Origin of the sequence: Bacillus sp. 0209A, from assembly GCF_036765095.1 — a bacterium.
Taxonomy (GTDB): domain Bacteria; phylum Bacillota; class Bacilli; order Bacillales; family Bacillaceae; genus Bacillus; species Bacillus subtilis_G.
Window position 1 is genome coordinate 206,800 of the sequence record NZ_JBAIZV010000004.1, and the last position, 22,267, is coordinate 229,066.

Below are 22,267 nucleotides of genomic sequence, written 5' to 3' on the forward strand. Positions count from 1 at the left end.
CATCAAATGTTACTCTTTTCATTATCAATAACCGCTATCAAGCTGAAGTTAACAAATTCTATTATTCAGCCGAAGGAGATTTTCAAGACTATAGCTTTGGACTCTAATCAACCACAACAAAATCCTGAACCTTCACCTGTTCCTCAGGCAAATCAAACTGATAAAGCTTCTTCTTAGATTTAATATCAAACACACCCACGTACCCGCCAATGCCCTTCTTATGCTCTTCCTGAGCAACAATATACAGTTGATTCCCCTTAAACTTCGCCTCCATATAAGGGAATTTCAAATCGTATGCGTGAAAAGAAAAATCCTTCCCATATTCCAGCAAGTTAGCCTCACCCTCTTTGTCTTCATACGTCACGTGAAAATGGCCGCTTTTTTTGTCATAGTACACGGTATCAGCGTATTCAAGATCATCGGGATACGGAATATATGTCGTCTTCCATGTCCCTTTTTCAATAACAGTCAATTTGTGCTCCGAGCTCGCGACAATAAAATTCTCGGAGTCTGCGAATGTATCTGCGTATGAGGCTAAACCCAGAGTCTTAACAATTTCCTCTGTTTTTCTATCGATCACATAAAGAGACATGCTTTGGATGATATAAATATAGTTCTCATCATTAGAACCCATCGTGACAAGCGAAGGCAAAGTAAGACTATATTCCTTTTCCGTTTTTCTATCGTTTATATGGATCTCATTCCCCGTCGTATCAACGTTATAAGCCTTTACAGAAACATCCTTCCCCTCATACCAAAACGCAAATGGATCTGATAGCGGATGCTCTTTGATCACATCCTTCTCCAGCGTGTAATAAAAAGACTCGTGCTCCGCTAATAACACAAGGTCTGTTGATGCGTCAGATTTCGTTTGAATATAAGGCACATCCGCCACCTTGAACGTGCGCCTATTAAACCTGTCGCCTGTTGAAGTCGAAAGCAGCGTGCTTTCTTTGATGAAAGGATTGGAGTAAATAAAAAAGATGCGGTCTTCTTCGGGGTGTATGGCGGAAGACTGGACAGGATGCGTATTCTTATTTTGAAAATAAATATATACAGCCAATATAAAAACACTTGCGCACAAGCCCAATAGTATAAAACGCTTTTTCATATAAACAACTCCCAGTATATGGTTCAAAACTCTATATCGTTTTCAACATACTCTGTACATTTCCCTTGTAACCCCATAAAAAAAGAACTCCTCAATGGAAGCCCTCACTTATTTTTCTCATAGGATTGCTTGATCAATCCCATGATATATTCAATGTTTTCGTCGTCTTTTATAAAAATTTCATAGTCGCCATTTCCCCAGTGGCCGGTCTCAGAAACATCGCGCATTCTCTTTTCCGGATCGTGCAATTCTCCCTTTTTCATATTCACCCACACCTTAAGCCCGCTTTTTAAAAGAGAAATATCCACGAAGTTCCGCTTATTTGACGTAAACGCGATATAAATCTTCGTCGATTTGATTGAAATATGATCATCCAAATTTAAAATGAACTCCTTTAGCTGCTGATAAAGCTCTGTGGTGTCAAACGGCTTATCTGCAAGGTGATCCTCTTCAGAAAACACTTTAATTTCTTTACTGACCTCTTGAATGGTCTCACTTTGCCGCGAAATGGTCTTAATCGACTCGGATACGCCATCCGCTTTCATTTGGTTCATATGAATCAGATCATTTTCGTATCTTTTCATCTCCCACAATTCAATTGGCAGATCTTTAAAATGGATGGATTGCTTTTGATACACCGTAAAAACAGGGGAAATAAAAATGACCTTCGACTGCGACCAGTCCACATCATCCCGCTTTAACGGACGATCATGATTCTCATTGTATTCAAGAATAAAATCAGCTTTATGATTAAGCATCGCCGCTAAATAAGCATACCCTTGGTCGACAACACTAAAGTTCTTCGTATTTTTATACTCGATAATCACAAAAGCGTTCGTCTCATCATCAAACGCCAACGTATCAATGCGGAAATGGCTGATCCTGAATTCCGATTTCACAAACCTAAGACCCAACATCTGCTGAAGATTGGCTTCACATAAATCCTGAATCTCTTTTTCTTTTTTAAACGGTTTCTCACGAATATCTTCGATTTGGTTTTGATTGTTTACTTTATAGAGATACATGCTGGGCTCCTTTTAATTTACTAGTTCCATTAGGGTTTCTAAGGATAGACTCGAAACTGGATTTTGCGTTTTCGTTTTCAGCATATTGCCAATCAAATAAGAATAATCACGGCACTCTGCCAATTGAAACCGAACTCTATTATTCGTTTTAGTGATCTTGGCGGGTTCATCAGATTCCCAAGCGTCTACGATCTTGTAAACATTTAAAATCACACCGCTCCGAACAACAATTGCCCGTTTACATTCCTTTGCTCTGGACAATTTCATATCCCAGTTCCCGCAGGCGCGGTTCGTTAGCGTGTCGTCTTTTTGAATATCCTTTATCTTTATGATTAAGAATTCTTTATCCAAATGAGCTCTTCCCCTTTTTATTGATCTATCATCATCATATCAAACCTATGTATATAGACACACGCCTAATGACTCATTTTTCCACCAAAACATGTTCTCACAGCCTCTCTCATCCCGCTTCGTGGTAAAATTTTGATATCGAGCGAACAAAAGAAGGGAAATGGTCATGAAAGTATTTGAAGCGAAAACACTGCTTTCGGAAGCGACAGATCGTGCAAAAGAGTACAAAGAACTAAGAACGCAAATGGTTAACTTGAGAAAAGCGTTAAAAAGCGTTGCCGATCTAAGTGACAGCGAATTCTCAGGAAAAGGCGCCAGCAACATCAAAGCCTTCTACCACGACCACGTCGGCGCCACCGACCAATGGATCGACTATATCGACATGAAAATCGCATTTTTCAACAGCATCGCCGGAGCCGCGGAGGACAAAGGCATCTCTGATGCATACATCGAAGAATCCTTTCTGGAGCACGAACTGGCAAACGCCCATAAAACATCAAAGTCCATCATGTCCGAACAGAAAAAAGCAATGAAAGACATCTTAAACGATATCGACGACATCATCCCGCTCGACCTGTTTTCAACAGAAACCTTCAAAGACGAGCTAGCCGATGCCAACGACAAACGCAAAAAAACACTGGAAAAATTGGACGCCTTGGACGAAGACCTAAAGACCGAATACGCCCTGTCAGAACCAAACGAACAATTCATCAAGTCCGACTTCCAAAAGCTCCAAGAGGCAACGGGCAAAGGCAAAAACGCCACACCTATCCACTACAACGCCAAGGCATATCGTGAGAGTGACATACATAAGAAAAAAGGCGATATTGAAAAGCGGGCTGAGGCTTACTTGAAGGTTAAGAAAGAGGAAGAGAAGGAACGCGAGATTGAAAAACTGAAAGAAAGACTGAAAAACTACGATTATGCGGATGCTGATGAATTTTACTCAATGGCAAAAACGATCGGCTATGAAAATCTGACAGCAGAACAGCAAAGATACTTCACCCAAATTGAAAACACGCGTGAGCTTGAAGCAGGCTTCAAAGGGGTTGCCGTCGGCCTTTATGATTCTGGAAAGGATGCGGTCGTAGGCCTGTGGGATATGGTCACAGATCCTGGCGGAACCGTTGAAGCGATTACTGGAGCGGTGGCTCACCCGATCAAAACGTATGAAGCCATTTCAGCAGCAATCGAAGAATCGTACCAAAAAGACATGGTGAATGGCGACACCTACTCAAGAGCAAGATGGGTGTCATATGCGGTTGGCACTGTTGTCACATCAGTTGTCGGCACAAAAGGCGTTGGCGCCGTCTCTAAAACAGGCACAGCTGCCAAAGTGACGACCAAAGTCAAAACAGCAGCAAGCAAATCAGCAAAAGCTCAAAAAGCCATAACAGTCTCAAAACAAACCATTGATCACATCAAACAAAAAGTAAACACAGGCGTTGAAATATCAAAAAAACACGTCAAAACCAAATTAAATCAAATCGGAGATCTCAAACTTGCGGATATTCTCCCCTATCATCCCCGTCACGATTTAGTGCCGGCAGGCGTTCCTTACAACGCAGTCAACGGGGTCACACTTAAAGAAGGACTGCAGAAATTCGCCAAAGTCATCCTGCCGAAACCGTACGGAATCTCAGCAAGCGGAAGACGAACACCAGCGCCACATGTACCGCCGGTAACCGTCAAATACGGCGAGCATTACGCAAAATGGAGCAGAAAGAAAGTGCTAAAGCCAAATGTCGTTTATAAAACAAAAGAAGGCTACACGTACACCACAGACAACTATGGTAGAATTACAAGTGTCAAAGCAGACCTGCAGCTGGGAGAAGCAAAACGAAATCAATATGCGCAATCAAACGCTGGAAAGCCCCAAGACCGAAATCCCGACGATGATGGCGGGCATTTAATCGCCACCCAATTCAAAGGCTCAGGCCAGTTTGACAATATCGTGCCGATGAATTCTCAGATTAATAGGAGCGGCGGGAAATGGTATGAAATGGAGCAGGAGTGGGCAAAAGCCCTTAAAGAAGAGCCTCCCGAAACAGTTAGTGTGCAAATAGAAAATGTTTATCAAGGCGATTCATTGAGACCAACTTTATTTAAAGTAAAGTATAAAGTTGGTGATGGCAGATATAAAAATATGACAATAAGAAACCAAGCAGGAGGTTGATATTATGGAGACAGAAAAAATGGGCCAATTATATCAAAAAATAGCAGAACAAATTAATGAAATGATTCCAGCAGAATGGAATAAAATTGCTCTATACGCAGAGATTTTAGATGACTCTAGAGAAGTATACTTTTTCTTTAATACAAAAAATAGTGAAGATTTCATTTATTCACATGATATTCCGGAACATTATCAAGTAAGTGAACAAATTTATGATGACTTGTTAATCGAACTACAAGATTTATTTGATGAGTTAAGGGATGAATGGAAAGCGAGTAACTCAGATGTGTGGACTAACCTTACACTCAAGCTAGAGCATACCGGAAAGTTTTCAATTGACTATGATTATGATGATGTTATTGCTTCAGAACTAAACGGTACTCAACGTCAAGTTGTTTGGGAATATAACAATTTAGGTTTGGTTCCTACAGGTAAGAAAAACAGGGAGTTCTTGGAACGCTATCTCAATTCGGAAGAAGAATAAGCAATGATCAAAAATAGTTCAGCTCTTCACTGCTGGGCTATTTTTTATAACTAGGATTTCTCGACGACTGAGGTGAAAAGATTGGAAACTAAAAAATGCAAGATTTGTACCAGATTATTAGTGAGAAATTAAATGACATCATACCTTGTGAATGGACAATAATTTATCTTTATGCAGAAGTATTAGATGACTCTACTATGGTTCTCTTTCACTTCAAGACACCGGAAAAACATCAACTTATTTATTCACAAGATATACCTGCCCGATACAACATAAGTAAAGATATCTTCAAAACTTTATTAATGGAAATCCGAGAACTTTTTGAGAAATTAAGAATTGCGCACAAAAATAATAATGATCAGGTTTGGACTAACCTTACATTGACATTGGAGAGCAATGGTCAATTCCAACTTGATTATAATGATGACGATATTTTGGCCTCTGAATTAGATGGGTATCAAAGAATTGCATTATGGGAGTACAAAACTCTTGGAACTTTGCCTGAAGACCAGGATGATAAAGAATTTTTATTTAGCTACCTACATCTATAAATTTGATATAGCTTTTGAAATAAAACTGGAGGTTACTATGGAAGCAGAAAAAATGGGTGAATTATATCAACAGATAGCAGAAGGCATTAACGAAATCATTCCTTCTGTGGGAAAAAGTCATTCTTTATGCAGAAATACTCGACGATTCTTCTAAGGTTTTCTTTTATTTCAATCCTCCGCAAGGTGAGGATTATATCTATTCTCATAATATTCCTGAACATTTTCATGTTAGTGAGGACGTTTATGATGAATTATTATTCGAATTACATGACTCATTTGAGGAATTACGAGATGAGTTCAAAGAAAAAATAACCAGGATGTCTGGACGAACTTAACACTTCAGCTAGAGATAAACGGAAAATTCTCAATAGAATACGATTATGAGGATGTTTTACAATCCCAATACACAATCTCTCAGCGGAAAGCAATTTGGGTTTATGAACACTTGGGAACCCACCCTAAGAGAGAGTCGGTAAAAACTTTTTTAGAAAGTACATACAGTCTAAAAGCGGACATTAGGAGGATAAACCATGTCACTTCCAACGTTTAAATACAATCCAAACTCAGTTGCATTAAATGTAATTAGTAAAGAAAAGACAACCTGCCCTGTATGTAATCAAGAACGTGAATACGTATATGAAGGTCCTTTCTATTCAATAGATGATGTAGAAGGAATTTGTCCATGGTGCATTTCTGACGGATCAGCAGCCAAATTGTATGATGGTGAATTCCAAGATCCGGGCCGCTGTGATGAAGTGGAAAATGAAACATTCATCGATGAACTAATACATAGATCACCGGGTTACTTCGGCTGGCAGCAAGAATATTGGCTGAGTCATTGCGGAGACTTTTGTGCCATTGTCCAATATGTTGGATGGAAAGAAATCAGTCATTTAGAAGATGAGTTAGATAACGATATTAACAGCATATGCAATGACTATCGTATGACAAGAGAGGAATTCAAAAGCTGGTTAGTGAACAACGGAACTTTGCAAGGATACCTTTTTAAGTGTCTTCATTGCGGTAAACATCGTTTATGTGTTGATGCCAGTTAATTTATGTAATGACTCAATCATAATAACCGAAATTCAAAATTCACTTATTGAGAATTCACTAACCTTCACAAAACAAACACCCAAACTCCCTTTTGCGGACTGCACCGAAAATTTATTTTGCGGTCTCTCAACCCCTTCCTATTAAATTTCAGTATTGATAAAATTTACATAATTAGTGAGAAGAGGAAGGGTGAGAAGTTTGGGCATGATTTCGTCTCCGCACGTTGGGATGAAAATTAATGAGTGGAACCGGCATATTCAAAAGTTTAATGTGACAGATGCTGAAATGCTTAAAGCTGAGATCGAACGGGACATTGACAACATGGAAGAAGACCAAGACCTCTTGATTTACTATCAGCTCATTGCATTTCGTCATCAGCTTATGATCGACTATGTGATCCCATCTGAAGGAAATCAAATGGAGTTATCAGAATATTTAAAGAGAATTGAAGGCAGCAACAGGAAGATGGAAAAACTCGTTGAATACTACTATTACTTTTTTCAAGGGATGTATGAATTCAAAGAGGGCAATTTCTTAAGTGCCATTACATTCTATCAAAAAGCGGAAAACACAATTCCCTATATTTCAGATGAAATTGAGCGAGCGGAATTTTATTTTAAAATGGCTGAAGTGTTTTATCATATGAAACAAACCCACGTATCCATGCACTATTCTTCTCAGGCGTATAACATTTATAAAACGCACGACCTTTACTCAGTCCGCCGCATACAATGCCATTTTGTGATCGCAGGAAACTACGATGACCTAGAAAGTCATGAAAAGGCGCTCCCTCACCTCGAACAGGCACTAAAAGGCGCACGGCTGCTTGAAAGCAAAAACAAGCGGATTTACGGCCAAGCTTTATTCAATATCGGAAATTGTTATCTTAAAATGGGCGAATTGACGAAAGCAGCAAAATACATGGAGCAATCAATACTCCAATTTAAAAAATCAAATTTCAACAACTTGACACAAGCTTACCACGATTTAGCCTTAATTTATTTTCTTCAACACAAACAAGAACAGGCAATGGATTGTTTCAGAAAAGGCGTACGCTTCGCATGTAAATTCGACGATGATCTATTTAAAATTATGTTTGAAGGATTGCAGGCGCTGTTTATCAAGCAAGGAGAAGCGTCCATTTTATTAAATGTTTTCAACAAATTAGAGACATCCCAAGGATATCCTTATATGGAAGAGTTGGCATTATTAGCCGCAAAGTTTTATACTGATATTGGGCAGATGGATGATTCTGTTATCTGTTTCAAAAAGATGGTTCATGCCCGCAAACAAATTCAGAGAGGGGATTGTTTGTATGAGATTTAAACTGACTTTGTGCGCTGTAATTGCTTTGATCGGTGTAAGCTTTATCAGTTCTTCCTTAGTAAATGAAGTAAATGTGGCATCCAGAAACATGACAAGCAAAGCTGCAAACGATTCAACGAACTCCCTAGCAGACAAAACCATCTTTGACAAAGAAATGACGATTGCAGAAAACGGAACGCTTGGTTAAGAACAAGACGCAGCTTTTGGCTGCGTCTGTTTTAATAGCATCATGTTATTTAATACCTGTATTGTGCTTTTTCTTCAGCAACTGATGAAGTCTTAAAAAACTCATTCTCTTTATAATTCATTTGCATCTGTTTCATTCTCTTTAAAAAGTAATTTTCCAGTTCTTTGTCTATGCAATAAATAAAACAGCCTTTCTGTCCCCGAGTCATCAATGTTCTGTATGTGTTGCGAATAATTTCGTCTGCAAGTTTCTCAGCTTTATCTGAATTTTGCTTTAACATTTTCTTCAAACCACGTAAGGAGGTATCTGTTTTTGCCCGCTTTGAATGATCGGTCAATACTACTCCATCCCTGCATACTAGATCATCACCTATAATTACACCTACATAGTCAAATTCCAAACCTTGGCATGTGTGTATACAACCTATCTCATTAACAGAATCTTCATCAATTGCCCACGTGTCAGAGTTATTTAAATTCCAACTCATTCCGAATTGATATTCAGGAATCTCGATATCATGGAATTCTGTTTTAGCTTTTCCTTCCTTCACCCAATTCCAACAGTAACCGGCAACTATTCGAGATTTATTATTAACTTTATTCAGCTTTTCTATCTCTTTACGCAGTTCATTTGGATTTTTATATATACGAAAATCATAGTTCGTTCCAATATAATTAGAATTCGCAGTTTCCCGAATTTGCAGAACATCATCTAACCAGCTTATATAACCATCTGAACCATTGCAACGAAACTGTGAATCCAGTTTCATATTTGTAATCTTGGCACCTAATTCTTTTGAGAATTTATGAATTGTATCAATGCTCCCAATATCCTTTAGCGTCACTCTTTGACGTTCATCTATAAAAAAAACAGAAAGTTTGGAAGCATTTATTATTTCCTTAATTTGATTTTCCCCAAGGTTATTAAATAACCCTGATTTTTCATTTAATCGATGCGATTCATCAACAATCAGAACATCAAATTCATCTGATGGAGCATTAACATAACTGCCCGATCCTGTAAATAAATTATCAATGTGCCCCTTTCGAAAATTTTGTTTTAACTTAGTAGCATATATATTTCTGGGAGCTGCATTTTTTGTTACATATTGTGCAACCAGACTTCGATTTGTTGCTTCTACTAATAAATTTATTGCAAGAACAGACTTTCCTGTACCAGGGCCGCCTTCAACAACTAAGACTTGTTTTGTGTTTGTACGTAACGCTTCATTTGCCAAATGTAAAGCAGCCTCATAAACGACTTTTTGATCATCAATCATCATAAACTCTTGATTACCTTGAAGCATACTGTTTAACAAATCTTGAAGAGACTTTGAAGGCCTTATTCTGCCTTTATCTATTGTATATAGAATTTCTTTGTTGTCTCCATACTTAACATACTTTTTAATGAAATCACGAAGCTTACCTGAATCACCTTTGATAAAAACAGGTGCTTCTTTTATATAATAATCATATATTGAATCAATTAACGGATCATCTGTACCCTGATTCAAGTAGTTATGTAAGTATGCACAAGGATATAGATTAATATCTTCTTTCTGAGCATTTTCATTATAGTCTTTAATTAATGCAGCATAAGACCAAGCTTGATAAGAGGGGTGGGTTGTCTCACGTAAACCTTGATTTATAAACGTTTTAACGATAGCCTCTTTACCATCAATTTTCTCTACTTTCTCCCATTGTTTAAGTTCTACAATCACAACAGATGAACGATCATCCTTATCTGATCCAGATATAAGAAAATCAATACGCTTTGAAGTATGGGGTATTTTGAACTCAATAGCAATTCCTGCGTCCTTAGGAATTTCTCTATCACTTAATACCCTGTACATGTACTGCATAGAGTTATCCCAAGATCTAACCTCTCTCTCATTTATTCTGCCAATTTTATCATTGTAGTTTTTACAGATATTCGTCACCAATTTATCGTCAAACACATCACTTAGAAACTCTTCTTTTGTAGCTTCATAAACTATCATTTCTTTCACCTTTTCATTTTTACTATCATTTTAAAAGTGTAACATTTGAATTTATATGATATTTAACACTAAAAAACTTATTTGTTATAATTTTACCACATTCAAATAAGCTAGTTTTATATTTTTATCAGTAAAAAAAGCAATACTTCACTTCATTCATTTTTTAATAATTTATAAAAAAAGAAAGTGTCCTCTAAAAGAAGACACTGTTTATTTCAATATAAGCTTCGCCACACACTCTACATGATTCGTATGCGGAAACATATCCACAGGCTGTACTTCGAGCGTCTGATACCCGCCATCCTCAAGCACCCGCAAGTCTCTCGCAAGCGTGCCAGGATTACAGGACACATACACCACCCGCTTCGGTTTCATCTCCACAATCGTCCGCAGGAGGGCTTCGTCGCAGCCTTTTCTTGGCGGGTCTACAACTAGCGTATCGGCCGTGATGCCTTCTTCATACCACTTTGGAATCACGGTTTCCGCTTCCCCGACCGCGAACTCTGCGTTTGTGATGCCGTTTAATTCGGCGTTTCGTTTCGCATCTTCAATTGCTTCAGGCACGATTTCTACGCCGTACACTTTTTTCGCCTGCTTCGCCAAGAATAGAGAAATTGTTCCGATGCCGCAGTAGGCGTCGATGACGGTCTCCTCGCCCTTCAACTCCGCGTACTCAAGCGCTTTGTCGTACAGCACTTTGGTTTGCTCCGGGTTGACCTGGTAGAATGATCTGGCGGAGATGGCGAATTTGACGTCTCCGATGAGATCGTAGATGTATTCTTCGCCCCAGATAACGTTTGTTTCGTTGCCGAAGATGACGTTTGTCTTATTTGGGTTGATGTTTTGCACGATGGATTTAACGTGCGGGAATTGCGCTGTGATGTCTTCGATAATCTTCGCTTTGTGCGGGAAGTCGTTTGTTTTTGTGATGAAGACGATCATCATTTCACCCGTAACGACGCCGTATCTGACCATGATGTGGCGAAGCCAGCCTTTGTGGCGTTCTTCGTTGTAAGCTTTGACCCCGTAGTTTGCGCAAATGTCTTTGACGGCTTGGACGGCTGCGTCGTTTTTGGATTGCTGGATCAGGCAGGCGCTCATGTCGATGATGTCATGGCTTCTTTGCTGATAGAATCCGGCGACGAGTCCGCCTTCCCGTTCTCCTACCGGTACCTGCGCTTTGTTTCTGTAGTTCCACGGGTCTTCCATGCCGAGTGTCGGGTGTACGGTGACGTTTGACAGGTCCAGCTTGCCGATGCGTTCTAGGACGTCTTTGACCTGTTTCTGTTTAAACAAGAGCTGGCCTTCATAGGTCATGTGCTGGAGCTGGCAGCCGCCGCATTGCTTGTAAATCGGGCATGGGGCGTCGGTTCTATGCGGGCTTTCTTCCTTCAGCTCAATCAGTCGGCCGAAGGCGAACCCTTTTTTGACGCGTGTCACTTTGATTTGGGCTTTTTCCTCCGGCAGGGCGTTCGGCACGAAGATCGGGAAGCCCTGCACCTTTGCGACGCCCGCTCCTTCGTGGGTCAAATCCTCAAATGTCACGTCGTAGTATTCGTTTTTTTCTACTGGGGGTTTCATTTTCATCTATAATCACCTCTAGTTTTAAGCGAAAGAAAAACTTGGCCTATTTAAGCCAAGTTTTTAGTCATCCAGCTGTTCCGCTTTCTCTTCCGGCATGATGACGTGAATGTGCCGGTACAGATTCACGAATTCGCCCGGCAGCATGCCGCCGTATTCGCCGTCCAGATTCAGCTGCATCTTTTCTGATACATTGACTTTCACGCGGTTCGCTTTTGTATAAATAATGTGCTGGTCGTTGATGTGTTCGCCGCGGAGCGCCATCGTCGCGACTCTGATAAATTCAGCAAGGTTTGCTTTCTTTAGTATCATCAAATCAAACATGCCGTCATTCAGGCTGGAATCCGGTGCGAGCTTTTCGAACCCGCCGACGGAATTTGTCAGCGTGACCAAAAACAGCATGATTTCACCTTGAAACAGCTTGCCGTCATATTCAATCTCGACTTCTGTCGGTCGAAGTGAAGGCAGCATTTCCATTCCCTTTAAATAATAAGCAAGCTGGCCGAGCATCGTTTTGAGTTTGCTTGGCACGTCGTACGTCAGCTCCGTCAGGCGGCCTCCTCCGGCGATATTGATAAAATACTGGCCGTTGACCTGTCCGATATCAATCGGGCGGGCAGCTCCGTTAATGACCGTATCTGCAGCTTTTAAAATATCCTCGCGCGGAATATTGAGCGCTCTGGCAAAGTCGTTTGTTGTGCCGACAGGAATCACACCGAGTGTCGGACGGTTGTCTAAAGGCGCAAGTCCGTTGACGACCTCGTTGATCGTTCCGTCCCCGCCCGCTGCAACGATTAAGTCGAACTCACGCAATGCCGCTTCCTTGGCGGCGTGCGTTGCGTCTCCTGCGCATGTCGTGGCATGGGTGGAGGTTTCATAACCGGCTTGTTCAAATTTTTGCAGGACCTGGGCCAGATGCTTTTTAAAGATCTCCCGTCCCGAAGTCGGATTGTATATTATGCGTGCACGTTTCATTATCTCATCATCCTACTTAAGAGTATCCGATCCATTTTTACACTAACAACCTTTAATTATACTATGAGTTAAAAAAATCGCAACAAAATGTACATAATCTTACAGGTGAAAACGCACAAAAGCCTCAGCAGAGCTGAGGCTTTTTGTTTTTTACTCTTCTTCCGTTCCCGGTTTTTTCTTGCGGAACTTCGCCAATACTTCATATACGATTGGCACGATCAGGAGCGTCAGAAGCGTTGAACTGATTAAACCGCCGATAACCGTTACGCCGAGTCCTTTTGAAATGACCTGGCTTCCGCCTTCAAAGCCGAGCGCTAATGGAATCAAGGCGCCGATTGTCGCAATGGCTGTCATCAGGATCGGACGGAGTCGTGTAGAGCCGGCTTCTAGAAGCGCTTCTCTCGTAGACAGTCCTTCCGCTTCCTTATGAATGACGCGATCAATTAAGACAATGGCATTCGTGACAACGATACCGATCAGCATGAGCATACCGATCATCGCGTTCAGACTGATCGTTTCACCTGATACATATAGTCCGACCAGGGCACCGATGACTGTGAACGGCAATGAGAACAGAATCGCAAATGGCGCTAGGGCTCCGCCGAATGTAATCACAAGCACGAGGTAGACGATCGCTATTGCGGCCAGCATCGCTAAACCGAGCTTCGTGAAGGAATCAGCGATATCTGCGGATACGCCGCCTGTATCAATTGATACGTTATCAGGAAGGTCAAGCTTATCAATTTTCTTCTGGACATCAGCTGATACAGCTGTGACGTTGTCTGTTGTCACTTCACCTGTGACATCCGCATAGACTTTTCCATCACGTTTTGAAACCGTATCAGAGGTTGATCCTTCTTTCACTTTGGCGACATCGCCGATTTTGACTTCCTGGCCAGTCGGAGAAGTGATCTTTTTGTTCTCTAAATCTTTCACACTCTTATACTCGTCTTTTTCCGTCTTAATGTTCACATCAAGCTCTTTGCCGTCTTTTTTCACGGTTGTGAGCGGTTCTTGTGCTGTTTGTGTCATTAAGGCCTGAGAAATGTGAGACGCGGTTAAACCGAGTTTGCTTAATTTTTCTTGGTCAGCGACAAATGTGTACTCATCATATGTGCTGGAAAGGCCTGAGCTTACGTTTTTCAGATCCTTTTCATCTTTCATGATTTTTTCAATGTCTTTGACCGTGTCTTTAATATCGTTTTCTGAATCGCCATACACATAATATGTTAATTCATTGTTATTGCCTGAAGAGCTGAAGTCCTGTGACTTCCATTCTCCGCGATCTGACTGATCTTGGATTTTCTTTAGCACGTTGTCTTTTTCTTTATCAAAATCAGGCGTGTCGCTTTCATATTTGATATAGAACAACGCACCGTTTGAATCTCCCCCGGCAAGCGGGCTGCCAGAGCCTAATGAGTACTGGACCGTATCGACATGCTTGCGGTCAAGCAGAATTTTTTCCGCTTTTTCAGCTTCAGCTTCGGCTTCTTTTTTCGTTTCCCCCGGCTCAGGGCTGTATGTGAGCTGCATCGTTTTTTCTTCTTGGGACGGCAGGTAGCTGGCACCGATTAACGGTACGAGGAACAAGCTTCCCAGCAGCATTAGAACAGCGATGATAGACGTGATCCATTTGTGGCTCAGCGCCCAGTTCAGAACTTTTTTATAGAAGCCTGCCAGTCTGCTAGGTTTATGTTCTTTCGCTTTGACCGGCGCGCCCGATAATGATTTTTTGAACAGGCTGTGCGCGAGCATCGGCACAAGCGTGATCGAAATCAACAGGGATGCGGCAAGCGCAAATACGATTGTTAAAGCGAATGGAAGAAACAATTCACCGATTTGTCCGCCTACAAGCGCGAGCGGCAGGAACACCGCGATTGTCACGATCGTCGATGACATGATCGGTTTAAACATTTCCTTCGTCGCTTCACGGACCAAGGCTTTTCCGCGGAGCGGTTCATCTTTGAGCCTCATGCGGCGGTAAATATTTTCGATAACAACGATCGAGTCATCGACTACACGTCCGATGGCCACGGTCATTGCGCCTAGCGTCATGATATTCAGTGTGATATCCAGCTGGTTCAGCACAAGAAGCGCGATCAGCAGTGATAATGGAATAGAAATTATTGAAATTAATGTTGATTTGATATCTCTTAAGAATAAGAGAATAATCACAATCGCGAAAATAGCACCGAAAACGGCTTTGCTTAACATCGTTTCAACTGACTGTGTGATTGGCTCTGCCATGTCAAGTGTTGCGCTGTAATCGAAGCCTTTATGGTCTTCTTTGAACTGCTTCAACTCATCTTTGACATTGTCTGCAACCTCTACTGTATTCGCATCGTTTGCTTTAACGACGTTGATGCCGATGCTGTTTTTGCCATTTGTGCGTGAAACAGATTCAGCTTTTTTCACATCTTTCATTGTGGCAATGTCAGAAAGCTTGACCGTCGGCACAGCTGTGCTCGCGCTTTGCTGCGCCTGCGCTGCCGCTTGTGCACTTTGGGCCGCCGCTTGAGATGCTGCGCTGCTGCCTGCACTTGAAGCAGATGCCGTCGGGATTCTCATATTCTTCAAATCTTTAATGGTTTCAATATCGCCGCTGACGACGACAGATTTCTCTTGATTTCCGAATGTGTACAATCCAAGCGGAGTTGTCACATCAGAACCTTGAATCACTTGTTTGACTGTATCTTCATCAAGGCCGTAATCTTTCAGTTTGTCTTCTTTGAAAGAAAATTCAACTTCTTCAACCTGCTGCCCTGATACTTGGACTGAAGCAACGCCTTCTATACCTTCAAGCTTCGTAACGAGGCTGTCCTCCACTTTTTTCGTCAGCTCTTGCAGATTGTCTTTATCGCTGGACACGCTCAGCGTCAGAATCGGGAAGGAGTTCAAGCTGTAGCGTGAAATTTCCGGATCCTTCGCGTCATCAGGCAGGCTGGCGTTTTCTAATGCCTCAGCCGCTTCTGTTTTGGCTTTGTCCATATCTTTCTCATAGTCATATTCAATCATGACCGACGATGCGTTTTCATAGGAGGTCGAAGTCACAACACTGACCCCATCCAGATTCTGCACCGCTTGTTCAACCGGTTTGGTCACCTCATCAGCCACTTGGCTTGGCGTCGCGCCCGGATATGTGGTGCTGATCGTCAAGTAAGGCATGTTCACGTCAGGAATGGATTCTTGCTTCATATTCATACCCGCATACAATCCGGCTGCCGTTACAATAATCGTCATCAGCCATACGGCGAATTTGTTTTTCAGAACAAAATTAATAACGTGATTCATCATATCCTCCATTACATTTTTTATTGACTGACTGGTCATTCTATATAATACTAAACGTTATATTGCAACAACGTCAACTCATATACGAGAAAATTTTACTAAATTTTTCAAGGATTAAGGGGAAGCACGTCATGAATGAAAAAAAAGAAAGAATCATAAAAACCAGCATTCATTTATTTGCGACAAAAGGATTCACAGCTACGACAATCCAGGAAATCGCCAATGAATGCGGCATCTCGAAGGGCGCTTTTTATTTGCATTTCAAATCGAAAGAAGCGCTGCTGTTATCAGCCTGCGAATATTACATCGGCATGTCTATGAAAAAAATGAAACATATAGAAGAGGATCTCGCCGAAAAATCGCCTAAGGAAGTGCTGAAAAAGCAAATCGGCGCTCAATTTGAAGATTTCCGGGATCATAGAGATTTTATTGTTCTTTTGCTTACCGAAAATATCATTCCGGAGAATCAAGAGATCAAGCAATACTTTTACAAAATAACCGCGGAGACGGATAAACTGTACCGGAACGCCTTGCTGGCGTCTTATGGCGAGGGAATCGAACGGTACGTCGCAGACCTTTCCATCATGGCAAGAGGCATTGTACATTCCTATATGAATGTCATGATATTTAACGGTGAGCTCAGCATCGATGCAGAAGAAATCTCAGCCTTTATCATCGAAAGACTGGATGACCTTGTACAGGGACTGAGTCGTTCAACTCTCAATCCGATTGTGCCAAAAGACATTTTCAGACTGATGCCCGCGGGCAAAGAACAGCTGCTTGAGGACATTCAGAAAGTGAAAGAAAACAGCACGCTGCCCGAGGATATCACCGTGTCGCTTGATGTCATCGCGGAAGAACTGTCTCAGGATAAACCGCGCAAGCCGATTATGAAAGGCATGCTGTCCAATTTAACCGGAACCAATCACAAAGAAGTTGAAAAGCTTCGGGCTCTGATCTCTGTCTTCATCTCGATTTGACCATAAAAAAGCAGCCCCCTCTCTCAAGAGGCAGGCTGCTTTTTTTATATTAGCGTTTTTTAATTTCTTCAAGCAGGATTTTGTTGACCATCGGCGGGTTGGCTTGTCCTTTGGACGCTTTCATAATCTGTCCGACAAGGAAGCCGATCGCACGGTCTTTCCCGTTTTTAAAGTCTTCGATTGATTGAGGATTGTTGTCAAGCGCCTCTGTGACAAGCTTCAGAAGCACGCCTTCGTCAGAAATCTGAACGAGGCCTTTCTCTTTGACAATCTTCTCAGCGTCGCCGCCTTTTTCAATCAATTCCTTAAACACTTTCTTCGCGATCTTAGAAGAAATGGTTCCTTTTTCAATCAATTTGATCATGCCGGCAAGGCCTTCAGGTGTCAGCGCAACGTCGGCAAGCTCTTTTTGCTCAGCGTTCAGATAAGCTGATACCTCACCCATCAGCCAGTTAGACGCTTGTTTAACTTCAGCGCCGTTTTGAACGGTTTCTTCAAAGAAATCAGCCATTTCTTTTGTCAGCGTCAGAACCATCGCGTCATATGCAGGCAAGCCAAGCTCTTCAATGTAACGCTTGCGGCGCTCATCCGGAAGCTCAGGAATGCTTGCTTTTACGCGCTCCTTCCACTCATCGTCAATGTAGAGCTCGACAAGGTCTGGCTCCGGGAAGTAACGGTAATCGTCAGATCCCTCTTTGACACGCATAAGAATGGTTTTCTTCGTTGCTTCGTCGTAACGGCGTGTTTCCTGCTGGATGACGCCGCCGGAAAGAAGAACCTGCTCCTGGCGTTTTTCTTCATGCTCAAGGCCTTTTTGAACAAACGCGAAGGAGTTCAAGTTTTTCAATTCTGTTTTTGTGCCGAATTCCTCTTGGCCGATCGGACGAAGAGAGATATTGGCATCACAGCGTAGCGAGCCTTCTTCCATTTTACAGTCAGAAACGCCTGTGTATTGGATGATGGACTTCAGCTTTTCCAGGTACGCGTACGCTTCTTCCGGCGTGCGGATATCCGGCTCTGATACGATCTCAACTAGCGGCGTTCCCTGGCGGTTGTAGTCAACAAGAGAATAGCCGTCTCCTGTATGCGTCAGTTTTCCGGCATCTTCTTCAAGGTGAAGACGTGTGATGCCGATGCGTTTTGTTTTTCCGTCGACTTCAATTTCGATCCAGCCGTTTTCGCCGATTGGCTTATCAAATTGAGAAATTTGGTACGCTTTCGGGTTGTCCGGATAGAAATAGTTTTTGCGGTCAAACTTCGTATCCGTTGCGACCTCACAGTTGAGCGCCATAGCGGCTTTCATTGCGAATTCAACAGCTTCTTTGTTCAGAACAGGCAGGACGCCCGGGTATCCGAGGTCAATGACGCTTGTCTGTGTATTCGCCTCCGCGCCGAATGGCGTTGGAGAGCTTGAGAAAATTTTTGATTTTGTTTTTAACTCGACGTGGACTTCAAGTCCGATTACCGTTTCAAAGTTCAATTCTTTTCACCCCTTACAGTTCAGGTTTTGCTTTATGATGGTCTGTCGCTTGTTCAAAAGCATGAGCAACGCGGTATACAGTGCTTTCATCAAAGTGTTTTCCGATGATTTGCAGGCCGAGCGGAAGTCCGTCTGCTAAACCGCATGGCACGCTGATTCCCGGTACGCCGGCAAGGTTGACCGGAATCGTTAAGATATCGTTTGCGTACATTGTGAGCGGATCTTTCGTGTTTTCACCGATTTTAAACGCAGGTGTCGGTGTCGTCGGTCCGACAATCACATCATATTTCTCAAATACGTCTTCGAAGTCTTTCTTAATCAACGTACGCACTTTTTGCGCCTTTTTGTAGTACGCATCGTAGTAGCCTGAGCTTAAAGCGAACGTTCCGAGCATGATGCGGCGTTTGACTTCATTTCCGAAACCTTCAGCACGCGTTTGCTTGTAAAGGTCGATCAGGTTGTCCGCGTTGTCTGTGCGGTAGCCGTAGCGGATGCCGTCAAAACGTGCAAGGTTGGCTGACGCTTCAGATGATGACAGCAGGTAATATGTCGCAAGCGCATATTTGCTGTGCGGAAGAGACACTTCTTCCCATGTAGCGCCGAGGCCTTCAAGAACTTTCAGCGCGGCAAGAACAGATTCTCTCGCTTCTTTGCCGACACCTTCACCTAGATATTCTTTCGGAACCGCGATTTTCAGTCCTTTAATATCGCCAGTTAATGAAGAAAGAAAATCAGGAACATCCACATTTGCGCTTGTAGCGTCCATTTTGTCTGCGCCGGAAATCGCTTGAAGCAAAAATGCGTTGTCCTCAACCGTGCGAGTAATCGGCCCGATTTGGTCTAATGAAGACGCAAATGCGACCAATCCGTAACGGGGTACACGTCCGTATGTTGGCTTTAATCCGACAACGCCGCAGAAGGATGCCGGCTGACGGATGGAGCCGCCTGTGTCAGATCCAAGAGAAAACGGAACTTCTCCCGCAGCAACCGCAGCCGCTGAACCGCCGCTTGAACCGCCGGGAACTGTATCCAAGTTCCAAGGGTTTTTCGTCAGCTTGTAAGCTGAGTTTTCGGTAGATGAGCCCATGGCGAATTCGTCCATGTTCAATTTTCCGATTGTGACTGCTTCAGCATCTTGAAGGCGCTGAACAACAGTAGCATCGTAAATCGGATCAAAGTTTTCGAGAATTTTGCTCGAGCATGTTGTGCGCAGCCCTTTTGTTACGATATTATCTTTTACGCCGATCGGCATACCAAAAAGAAGACCGTGCTCAGAACGGCCGTCAACCGCTTCATCAAGCTCCTTGGCGTACGCTCGCGCTCTTTCTTCATCTAATGCCAAAAAGGCTTGTACCTTATCATCAACCGCTTGGATGCGTTTATAAGATTCGTCAACCAGATCAGAAATCTTAATCTCTTTTTTATGTATGAGCTGTTTTAATTCTGTGATTTTATGGTCAAATAATGACATTCTTGTGTCCCTCCTTTAGTCCAGAATTGATGGCACACGAATATAGCCGTCTTTATGGTCAGGCGCATTTTTCATAACGTCCTCAACCGGAAGGCCTTTACCCGCTTCATCTTCTCTCATGACATTTTTCATTTGCAGCACGTGAGTTGTAGGCTCTACATTGTCTGTGTTAACCTCATTAAGCTCCTCGGCAAATGAAATGATGCTGTCAAGCTGTTCAGTGAACATTTTTGCTTCTTCTTCTGTAATCGCAAGTCTCGCAAGGTGCGCAACGTGCTTTACTTCTTCTATTGAAATTCGTGACATCTGATCCACCTCCACATATTTCTCCGTTAAGTCATATAATACTGATCATATCAAAAACAAGCCCTTTAAAGCAACAAAACGCCTTGGAACAGGCTTGTGTTTTCGAGACAATACCTCATATATTTTATACTAAAAAGAGACGAAGGAGAAACAAAATATTTTTCTGAATATTTTTAATTTTATTCATTTATGAAAGCGCTTTATCTATTAGTCCCTTCTAGGTTTTCAGCGGTATTTCTTACTGCTGCTGAAAGTTTCATCGCTTGAATGGCCGGGAATACTTTGTTAGGTTAAGTTAACAAGTGCACCAAAATAGGTCACACTTGCGCCAGACTTAACTGGCACCATCAATTGGAGAGGTGATGTCACATTTATAGGATTGAAGAGAGGGTAAAACGTGAGTATTGAAATTATTATATCGTTAGGAATTTACTTTACTGCCATGCTGTTAATCGGCTGGTATTCATTTAGGAAAACAACTGATATCAACGATTACATGCTTGGGGGAAGAGGACTCGGCCCGTTTGTCACTGCTTTGTCTGCCGGTGCGGCGGATATGAGCGGATGGATGCTGATGGGAATTCCGGGGGCCATGTTCGCCACAGGTTTGTCGACATTATGGCTTGCACTCGGCTTGACAATCGGTGCGTATTCGAATTATCTTCTTTTGGCTCCGCGTCTTAGAGCGTATACGGAAGCGGCGGATGACGCGATTACAATTCCCGATTTCTTTGATAAAAGATTCCAGCATTCTTCATCAGTGCTTAAAATTGTATCAGCTTTGATCATTATGATCTTTTTCACATTGTATACGTCTTCTGGTATGGTATCAGGCGGAAGATTATTTGAATCTGCTTTTGGAGCCGATTATACACTTGGACTCCTGCTGACTGCGAGCGTTGTCGTGTTATACACACTGTTTGGCGGTTTCCTTGCTGTCAGTCTGACTGACTTTGTACAGGGTGCGATCATGTTTGCAGCACTAGTGCTTGTGCCGATCGTTGCTTTTACCCAGCTGGGCGGCGTCTCTCCTGCTTTACATGAGATTTCAGCCGTGGACCCGAAGCTATTGGATATTTTTAAAGGCGCGAGCGTCATTAGCATTATTTCTTATTTGGCCTGGGGTTTAGGCTACTATGGCCAGCCTCATATCATCATCCGTTTTATGGCGATTAAGCATATCAAAGATTTAAAACCCGCGCGCAGAATCGGGATGAGCTGGATGGTGATCTCCATTCTCGGTTCAACTTTAACGGGTTTGGTCGGTGTGGCTTACGCACATAAATTCGGAGTAGTTGTAAGTGATCCTGAAACGATTTTCATTATTTTTTCTAAAATATTGTTCCATCCATTGATTACGGGATTTTTGCTGTCTGCTATTTTAGCAGCGATTATGAGTTCGATCTCTTCTCAGCTTCTGGTCACAGCGAGCGCAATGACAGAGGATTTATACCGGACATTTTTCAGACGTGAAGCATCAGATAAAGAATTGGTCATGACCGGCCGTCTGTCAGTGCTCATTATCGCGGTCATTGCGATTCTGATGTCCTTGAATCCAAGCAGTACGATTCTTGATTTGGTTGGGTATGCGTGGGCCGGATTCGGTTCTGCTTTCGGGCCTGCCATTCTTCTGAGTCTGTATTGGAAACGGATGACTGAATGGGGCGCTCTTTCAGCCATGGTTGTCGGAGCTGCGACAGTATTAATTTGGATTACAACTGGTTTAGCTGACTCTACAGGCCTCTATGAAATGATACCTGGATTTTTCCTGAGTATGATCGCGGGTATTATCGGCAGCTTGATCACGAAACGTCCTGCAAAAGCCTCGTATCGATTATTCGGTGTCATGGAAAAGCTGTTAAAACGCAAAAAGTAAGCAATAAGCCATCAAGCACCGCTTGGTGGCTTTTGTGCTCT

17 protein-coding genes and 2 pseudogenes are annotated in these 22,267 nt (G+C 42.4%); 9 read left to right on the plus strand and 10 right to left on the minus strand.

Going from position 1 to position 22,267, the window contains the following annotated elements; translation table 11 throughout:
* Positions 1 to 103: 103 nt before the first annotated feature.
* From V6D44_RS16270 to V6D44_RS16280, 3 genes are all read right to left on the minus strand, one after another.
* Complete coding sequence (locus tag V6D44_RS16270; protein WP_333516731.1) at positions 104 to 1,111, minus strand: hypothetical protein; 1,008 nt, start codon at positions 1,109 to 1,111, stop codon at positions 104 to 106.
* Positions 1,112 to 1,215: 104 nt separating this feature from the next.
* Positions 1,216 to 2,136 carry a DUF5655 domain-containing protein gene (locus tag V6D44_RS16275; protein WP_087992468.1) on the minus strand — a complete coding sequence of 307 codons (921 nt, stop codon included), beginning with the start codon at positions 2,134 to 2,136 and terminating at the stop codon, positions 1,216 to 1,218.
* A gap of 12 nt (positions 2,137 to 2,148) precedes the next feature.
* Entirely contained in the window at positions 2,149 to 2,487 is a 339-nt protein-coding gene (locus V6D44_RS16280; RefSeq protein ID WP_087992467.1) for a hypothetical protein, read from the minus strand.
* A 166-nt stretch (positions 2,488 to 2,653) separates the two neighbouring features.
* Between V6D44_RS16280 and V6D44_RS16285 the strand changes: the two genes are divergently transcribed.
* From V6D44_RS16285 to V6D44_RS16315, 7 genes and pseudogenes are all read left to right on the plus strand, one after another.
* Entirely contained in the window at positions 2,654 to 4,663 is a 2,010-nt protein-coding gene (locus V6D44_RS16285) for a T7SS effector LXG polymorphic toxin (protein WP_333516732.1), read from the plus strand.
* A gap of 4 nt (positions 4,664 to 4,667) precedes the next feature.
* Positions 4,668 to 5,147 (plus strand): antitoxin YezG family protein, encoded by a 480-nt coding sequence (locus V6D44_RS16290; protein WP_253268891.1) that lies wholly within the window; start codon positions 4,668 to 4,670, stop codon positions 5,145 to 5,147.
* Between the two features lie 95 nt (positions 5,148 to 5,242).
* Positions 5,243 to 5,698 carry a TIGR01741 family protein gene (locus V6D44_RS16295; protein ID WP_333516733.1) on the plus strand — a complete coding sequence of 152 codons (456 nt, stop codon included), beginning with the start codon at positions 5,243 to 5,245 and terminating at the stop codon, positions 5,696 to 5,698.
* 37 nt (positions 5,699 to 5,735) lie between these two features.
* A pseudogene (locus V6D44_RS16300) lies at positions 5,736 to 6,248 on the plus strand (antitoxin YezG family protein).
* Positions 6,229 to 6,753, plus strand: a complete 525-nt coding sequence (locus tag V6D44_RS16305) for a CbrC family protein (protein ID WP_333516734.1) — start codon at positions 6,229 to 6,231, stop codon at positions 6,751 to 6,753. Before V6D44_RS16300 ends, V6D44_RS16305 begins: the two are co-directional and overlap by 20 nt.
* Before the next feature lie 205 nt (positions 6,754 to 6,958).
* Positions 6,959 to 8,080 (plus strand): response regulator aspartate phosphatase, encoded by a 1,122-nt coding sequence (locus tag V6D44_RS16310; protein ID WP_442893326.1) that lies wholly within the window; start codon positions 6,959 to 6,961, stop codon positions 8,078 to 8,080.
* Entirely contained in the window at positions 8,070 to 8,267 is a 198-nt protein-coding gene (locus tag V6D44_RS16315) for a hypothetical protein (protein ID WP_333516736.1), read from the plus strand. Before V6D44_RS16310 ends, V6D44_RS16315 begins: the two co-directional genes overlap by 11 nt.
* A gap of 49 nt (positions 8,268 to 8,316) precedes the next feature.
* Here V6D44_RS16315 and V6D44_RS16320 read toward each other — a convergent pair whose 3' ends face one another.
* The 4 genes from V6D44_RS16320 to srfP form a co-directional block, all read right to left on the minus strand.
* Positions 8,317 to 10,266 (minus strand): DUF2075 domain-containing protein, encoded by a 1,950-nt coding sequence (locus V6D44_RS16320; RefSeq protein WP_253268887.1) that lies wholly within the window; start codon positions 10,264 to 10,266, stop codon positions 8,317 to 8,319.
* Between the two features lie 210 nt (positions 10,267 to 10,476).
* Complete coding sequence (gene rlmD, locus V6D44_RS16325) at positions 10,477 to 11,853, minus strand: 23S rRNA (uracil(1939)-C(5))-methyltransferase RlmD (RefSeq protein ID WP_333516737.1); 1,377 nt, start codon at positions 11,851 to 11,853, stop codon at positions 10,477 to 10,479.
* Between the two features lie 57 nt (positions 11,854 to 11,910).
* Positions 11,911 to 12,822 carry a diacylglycerol kinase gene (locus tag V6D44_RS16330; protein WP_087991382.1) on the minus strand — a complete coding sequence of 304 codons (912 nt, stop codon included), beginning with the start codon at positions 12,820 to 12,822 and terminating at the stop codon, positions 11,911 to 11,913.
* A gap of 150 nt (positions 12,823 to 12,972) precedes the next feature.
* Positions 12,973 to 16,113: a surfactin resistance protein SrfP gene (srfP, locus tag V6D44_RS16335; RefSeq protein WP_333516751.1), complete on the minus strand. Its 3,141-nt coding sequence runs from the start codon at positions 16,111 to 16,113 to the stop codon at positions 12,973 to 12,975.
* Between the two features lie 131 nt (positions 16,114 to 16,244).
* Here srfP and V6D44_RS16340 point away from each other — a divergent pair.
* A pseudogene (locus V6D44_RS16340) lies at positions 16,245 to 17,109 on the plus strand (TetR/AcrR family transcriptional regulator); the annotation flags it as partial.
* Positions 17,110 to 17,142: 33 nt separating this feature from the next.
* On the opposite strand, the gene gatB reads toward V6D44_RS16340, so the two are convergent.
* Genes gatB through gatC form a run of 3 tightly spaced genes read right to left on the minus strand, consistent with a single transcriptional unit; the run spans position 17,143 to position 20,350 of the window.
* On the minus strand, positions 17,143 to 18,573 hold the full coding sequence (gatB, locus tag V6D44_RS16345) for an Asp-tRNA(Asn)/Glu-tRNA(Gln) amidotransferase subunit GatB (RefSeq protein WP_087991379.1): 1,431 nt from the start codon (positions 18,571 to 18,573) through the stop codon (positions 17,143 to 17,145).
* 13 nt (positions 18,574 to 18,586) lie between these two features.
* Positions 18,587 to 20,044, minus strand: coding sequence for an Asp-tRNA(Asn)/Glu-tRNA(Gln) amidotransferase subunit GatA (gene gatA, locus V6D44_RS16350; RefSeq protein WP_148963520.1), 1,458 nt, complete (start codon positions 20,042 to 20,044; stop codon positions 18,587 to 18,589).
* Between the two features lie 15 nt (positions 20,045 to 20,059).
* On the minus strand, positions 20,060 to 20,350 hold the full coding sequence (gene gatC, locus V6D44_RS16355) for an Asp-tRNA(Asn)/Glu-tRNA(Gln) amidotransferase subunit GatC (protein WP_087991377.1): 291 nt from the start codon (positions 20,348 to 20,350) through the stop codon (positions 20,060 to 20,062).
* Positions 20,351 to 20,747: 397 nt separating this feature from the next.
* On the opposite strand from gatC, the gene putP reads away from it, so the two are divergent.
* Positions 20,748 to 22,226 carry a sodium/proline symporter PutP gene (gene putP / locus V6D44_RS16360; RefSeq protein WP_087991376.1) on the plus strand — a complete coding sequence of 493 codons (1,479 nt, stop codon included), beginning with the start codon at positions 20,748 to 20,750 and terminating at the stop codon, positions 22,224 to 22,226.
* Positions 22,227 to 22,267: the final 41 nt, after the last annotated feature.

Excerpts from the sequence above, each read along its gene's own strand:
- V6D44_RS16270 (WP_333516731.1), bottom strand. The coding sequence starts at position 1,111 with ATGAAAAAGCGTTTTATACTATTGGGCTTGTGCGCAAGTGTTTTTATA.
- V6D44_RS16275 (WP_087992468.1), bottom strand. The coding sequence starts at position 2,136 with ATGTATCTCTATAAAGTAAACAATCAAAACCAAATCGAAGATATTCGT.
- V6D44_RS16285 (WP_333516732.1), top strand. The coding sequence starts at position 2,654 with ATGAAAGTATTTGAAGCGAAAACACTGCTTTCGGAAGCGACAGATCGT.
- V6D44_RS16290 (WP_253268891.1), top strand. The coding sequence starts at position 4,668 with ATGGAGACAGAAAAAATGGGCCAATTATATCAAAAAATAGCAGAACAA.
- V6D44_RS16295 (WP_333516733.1), top strand. The coding sequence starts at position 5,243 with ATGCAAGATTTGTACCAGATTATTAGTGAGAAATTAAATGACATCATA.
- V6D44_RS16305 (WP_333516734.1), top strand. The coding sequence starts at position 6,229 with ATGTCACTTCCAACGTTTAAATACAATCCAAACTCAGTTGCATTAAAT.
- V6D44_RS16310 (WP_442893326.1), top strand. The coding sequence starts at position 6,959 with ATGATTTCGTCTCCGCACGTTGGGATGAAAATTAATGAGTGGAACCGG.
- V6D44_RS16315 (WP_333516736.1), top strand. The coding sequence starts at position 8,070 with ATGAGATTTAAACTGACTTTGTGCGCTGTAATTGCTTTGATCGGTGTA.
- V6D44_RS16320 (WP_253268887.1), bottom strand. The coding sequence starts at position 10,266 with ATGATAGTTTATGAAGCTACAAAAGAAGAGTTTCTAAGTGATGTGTTT.
- rlmD (WP_333516737.1), bottom strand. The coding sequence starts at position 11,853 with ATGAAAATGAAACCCCCAGTAGAAAAAAACGAATACTACGACGTGACA.
- V6D44_RS16330 (WP_087991382.1), bottom strand. The coding sequence starts at position 12,822 with ATGAAACGTGCACGCATAATATACAATCCGACTTCGGGACGGGAGATC.
- srfP (WP_333516751.1), bottom strand. The coding sequence starts at position 16,113 with ATGAATCACGTTATTAATTTTGTTCTGAAAAACAAATTCGCCGTATGG.
- gatA (WP_148963520.1), bottom strand. The coding sequence starts at position 20,044 with ATGTCATTATTTGACCATAAAATCACAGAATTAAAACAGCTCATACAT.
- gatC (WP_087991377.1), bottom strand. The coding sequence starts at position 20,350 with ATGTCACGAATTTCAATAGAAGAAGTAAAGCACGTTGCGCACCTTGCG.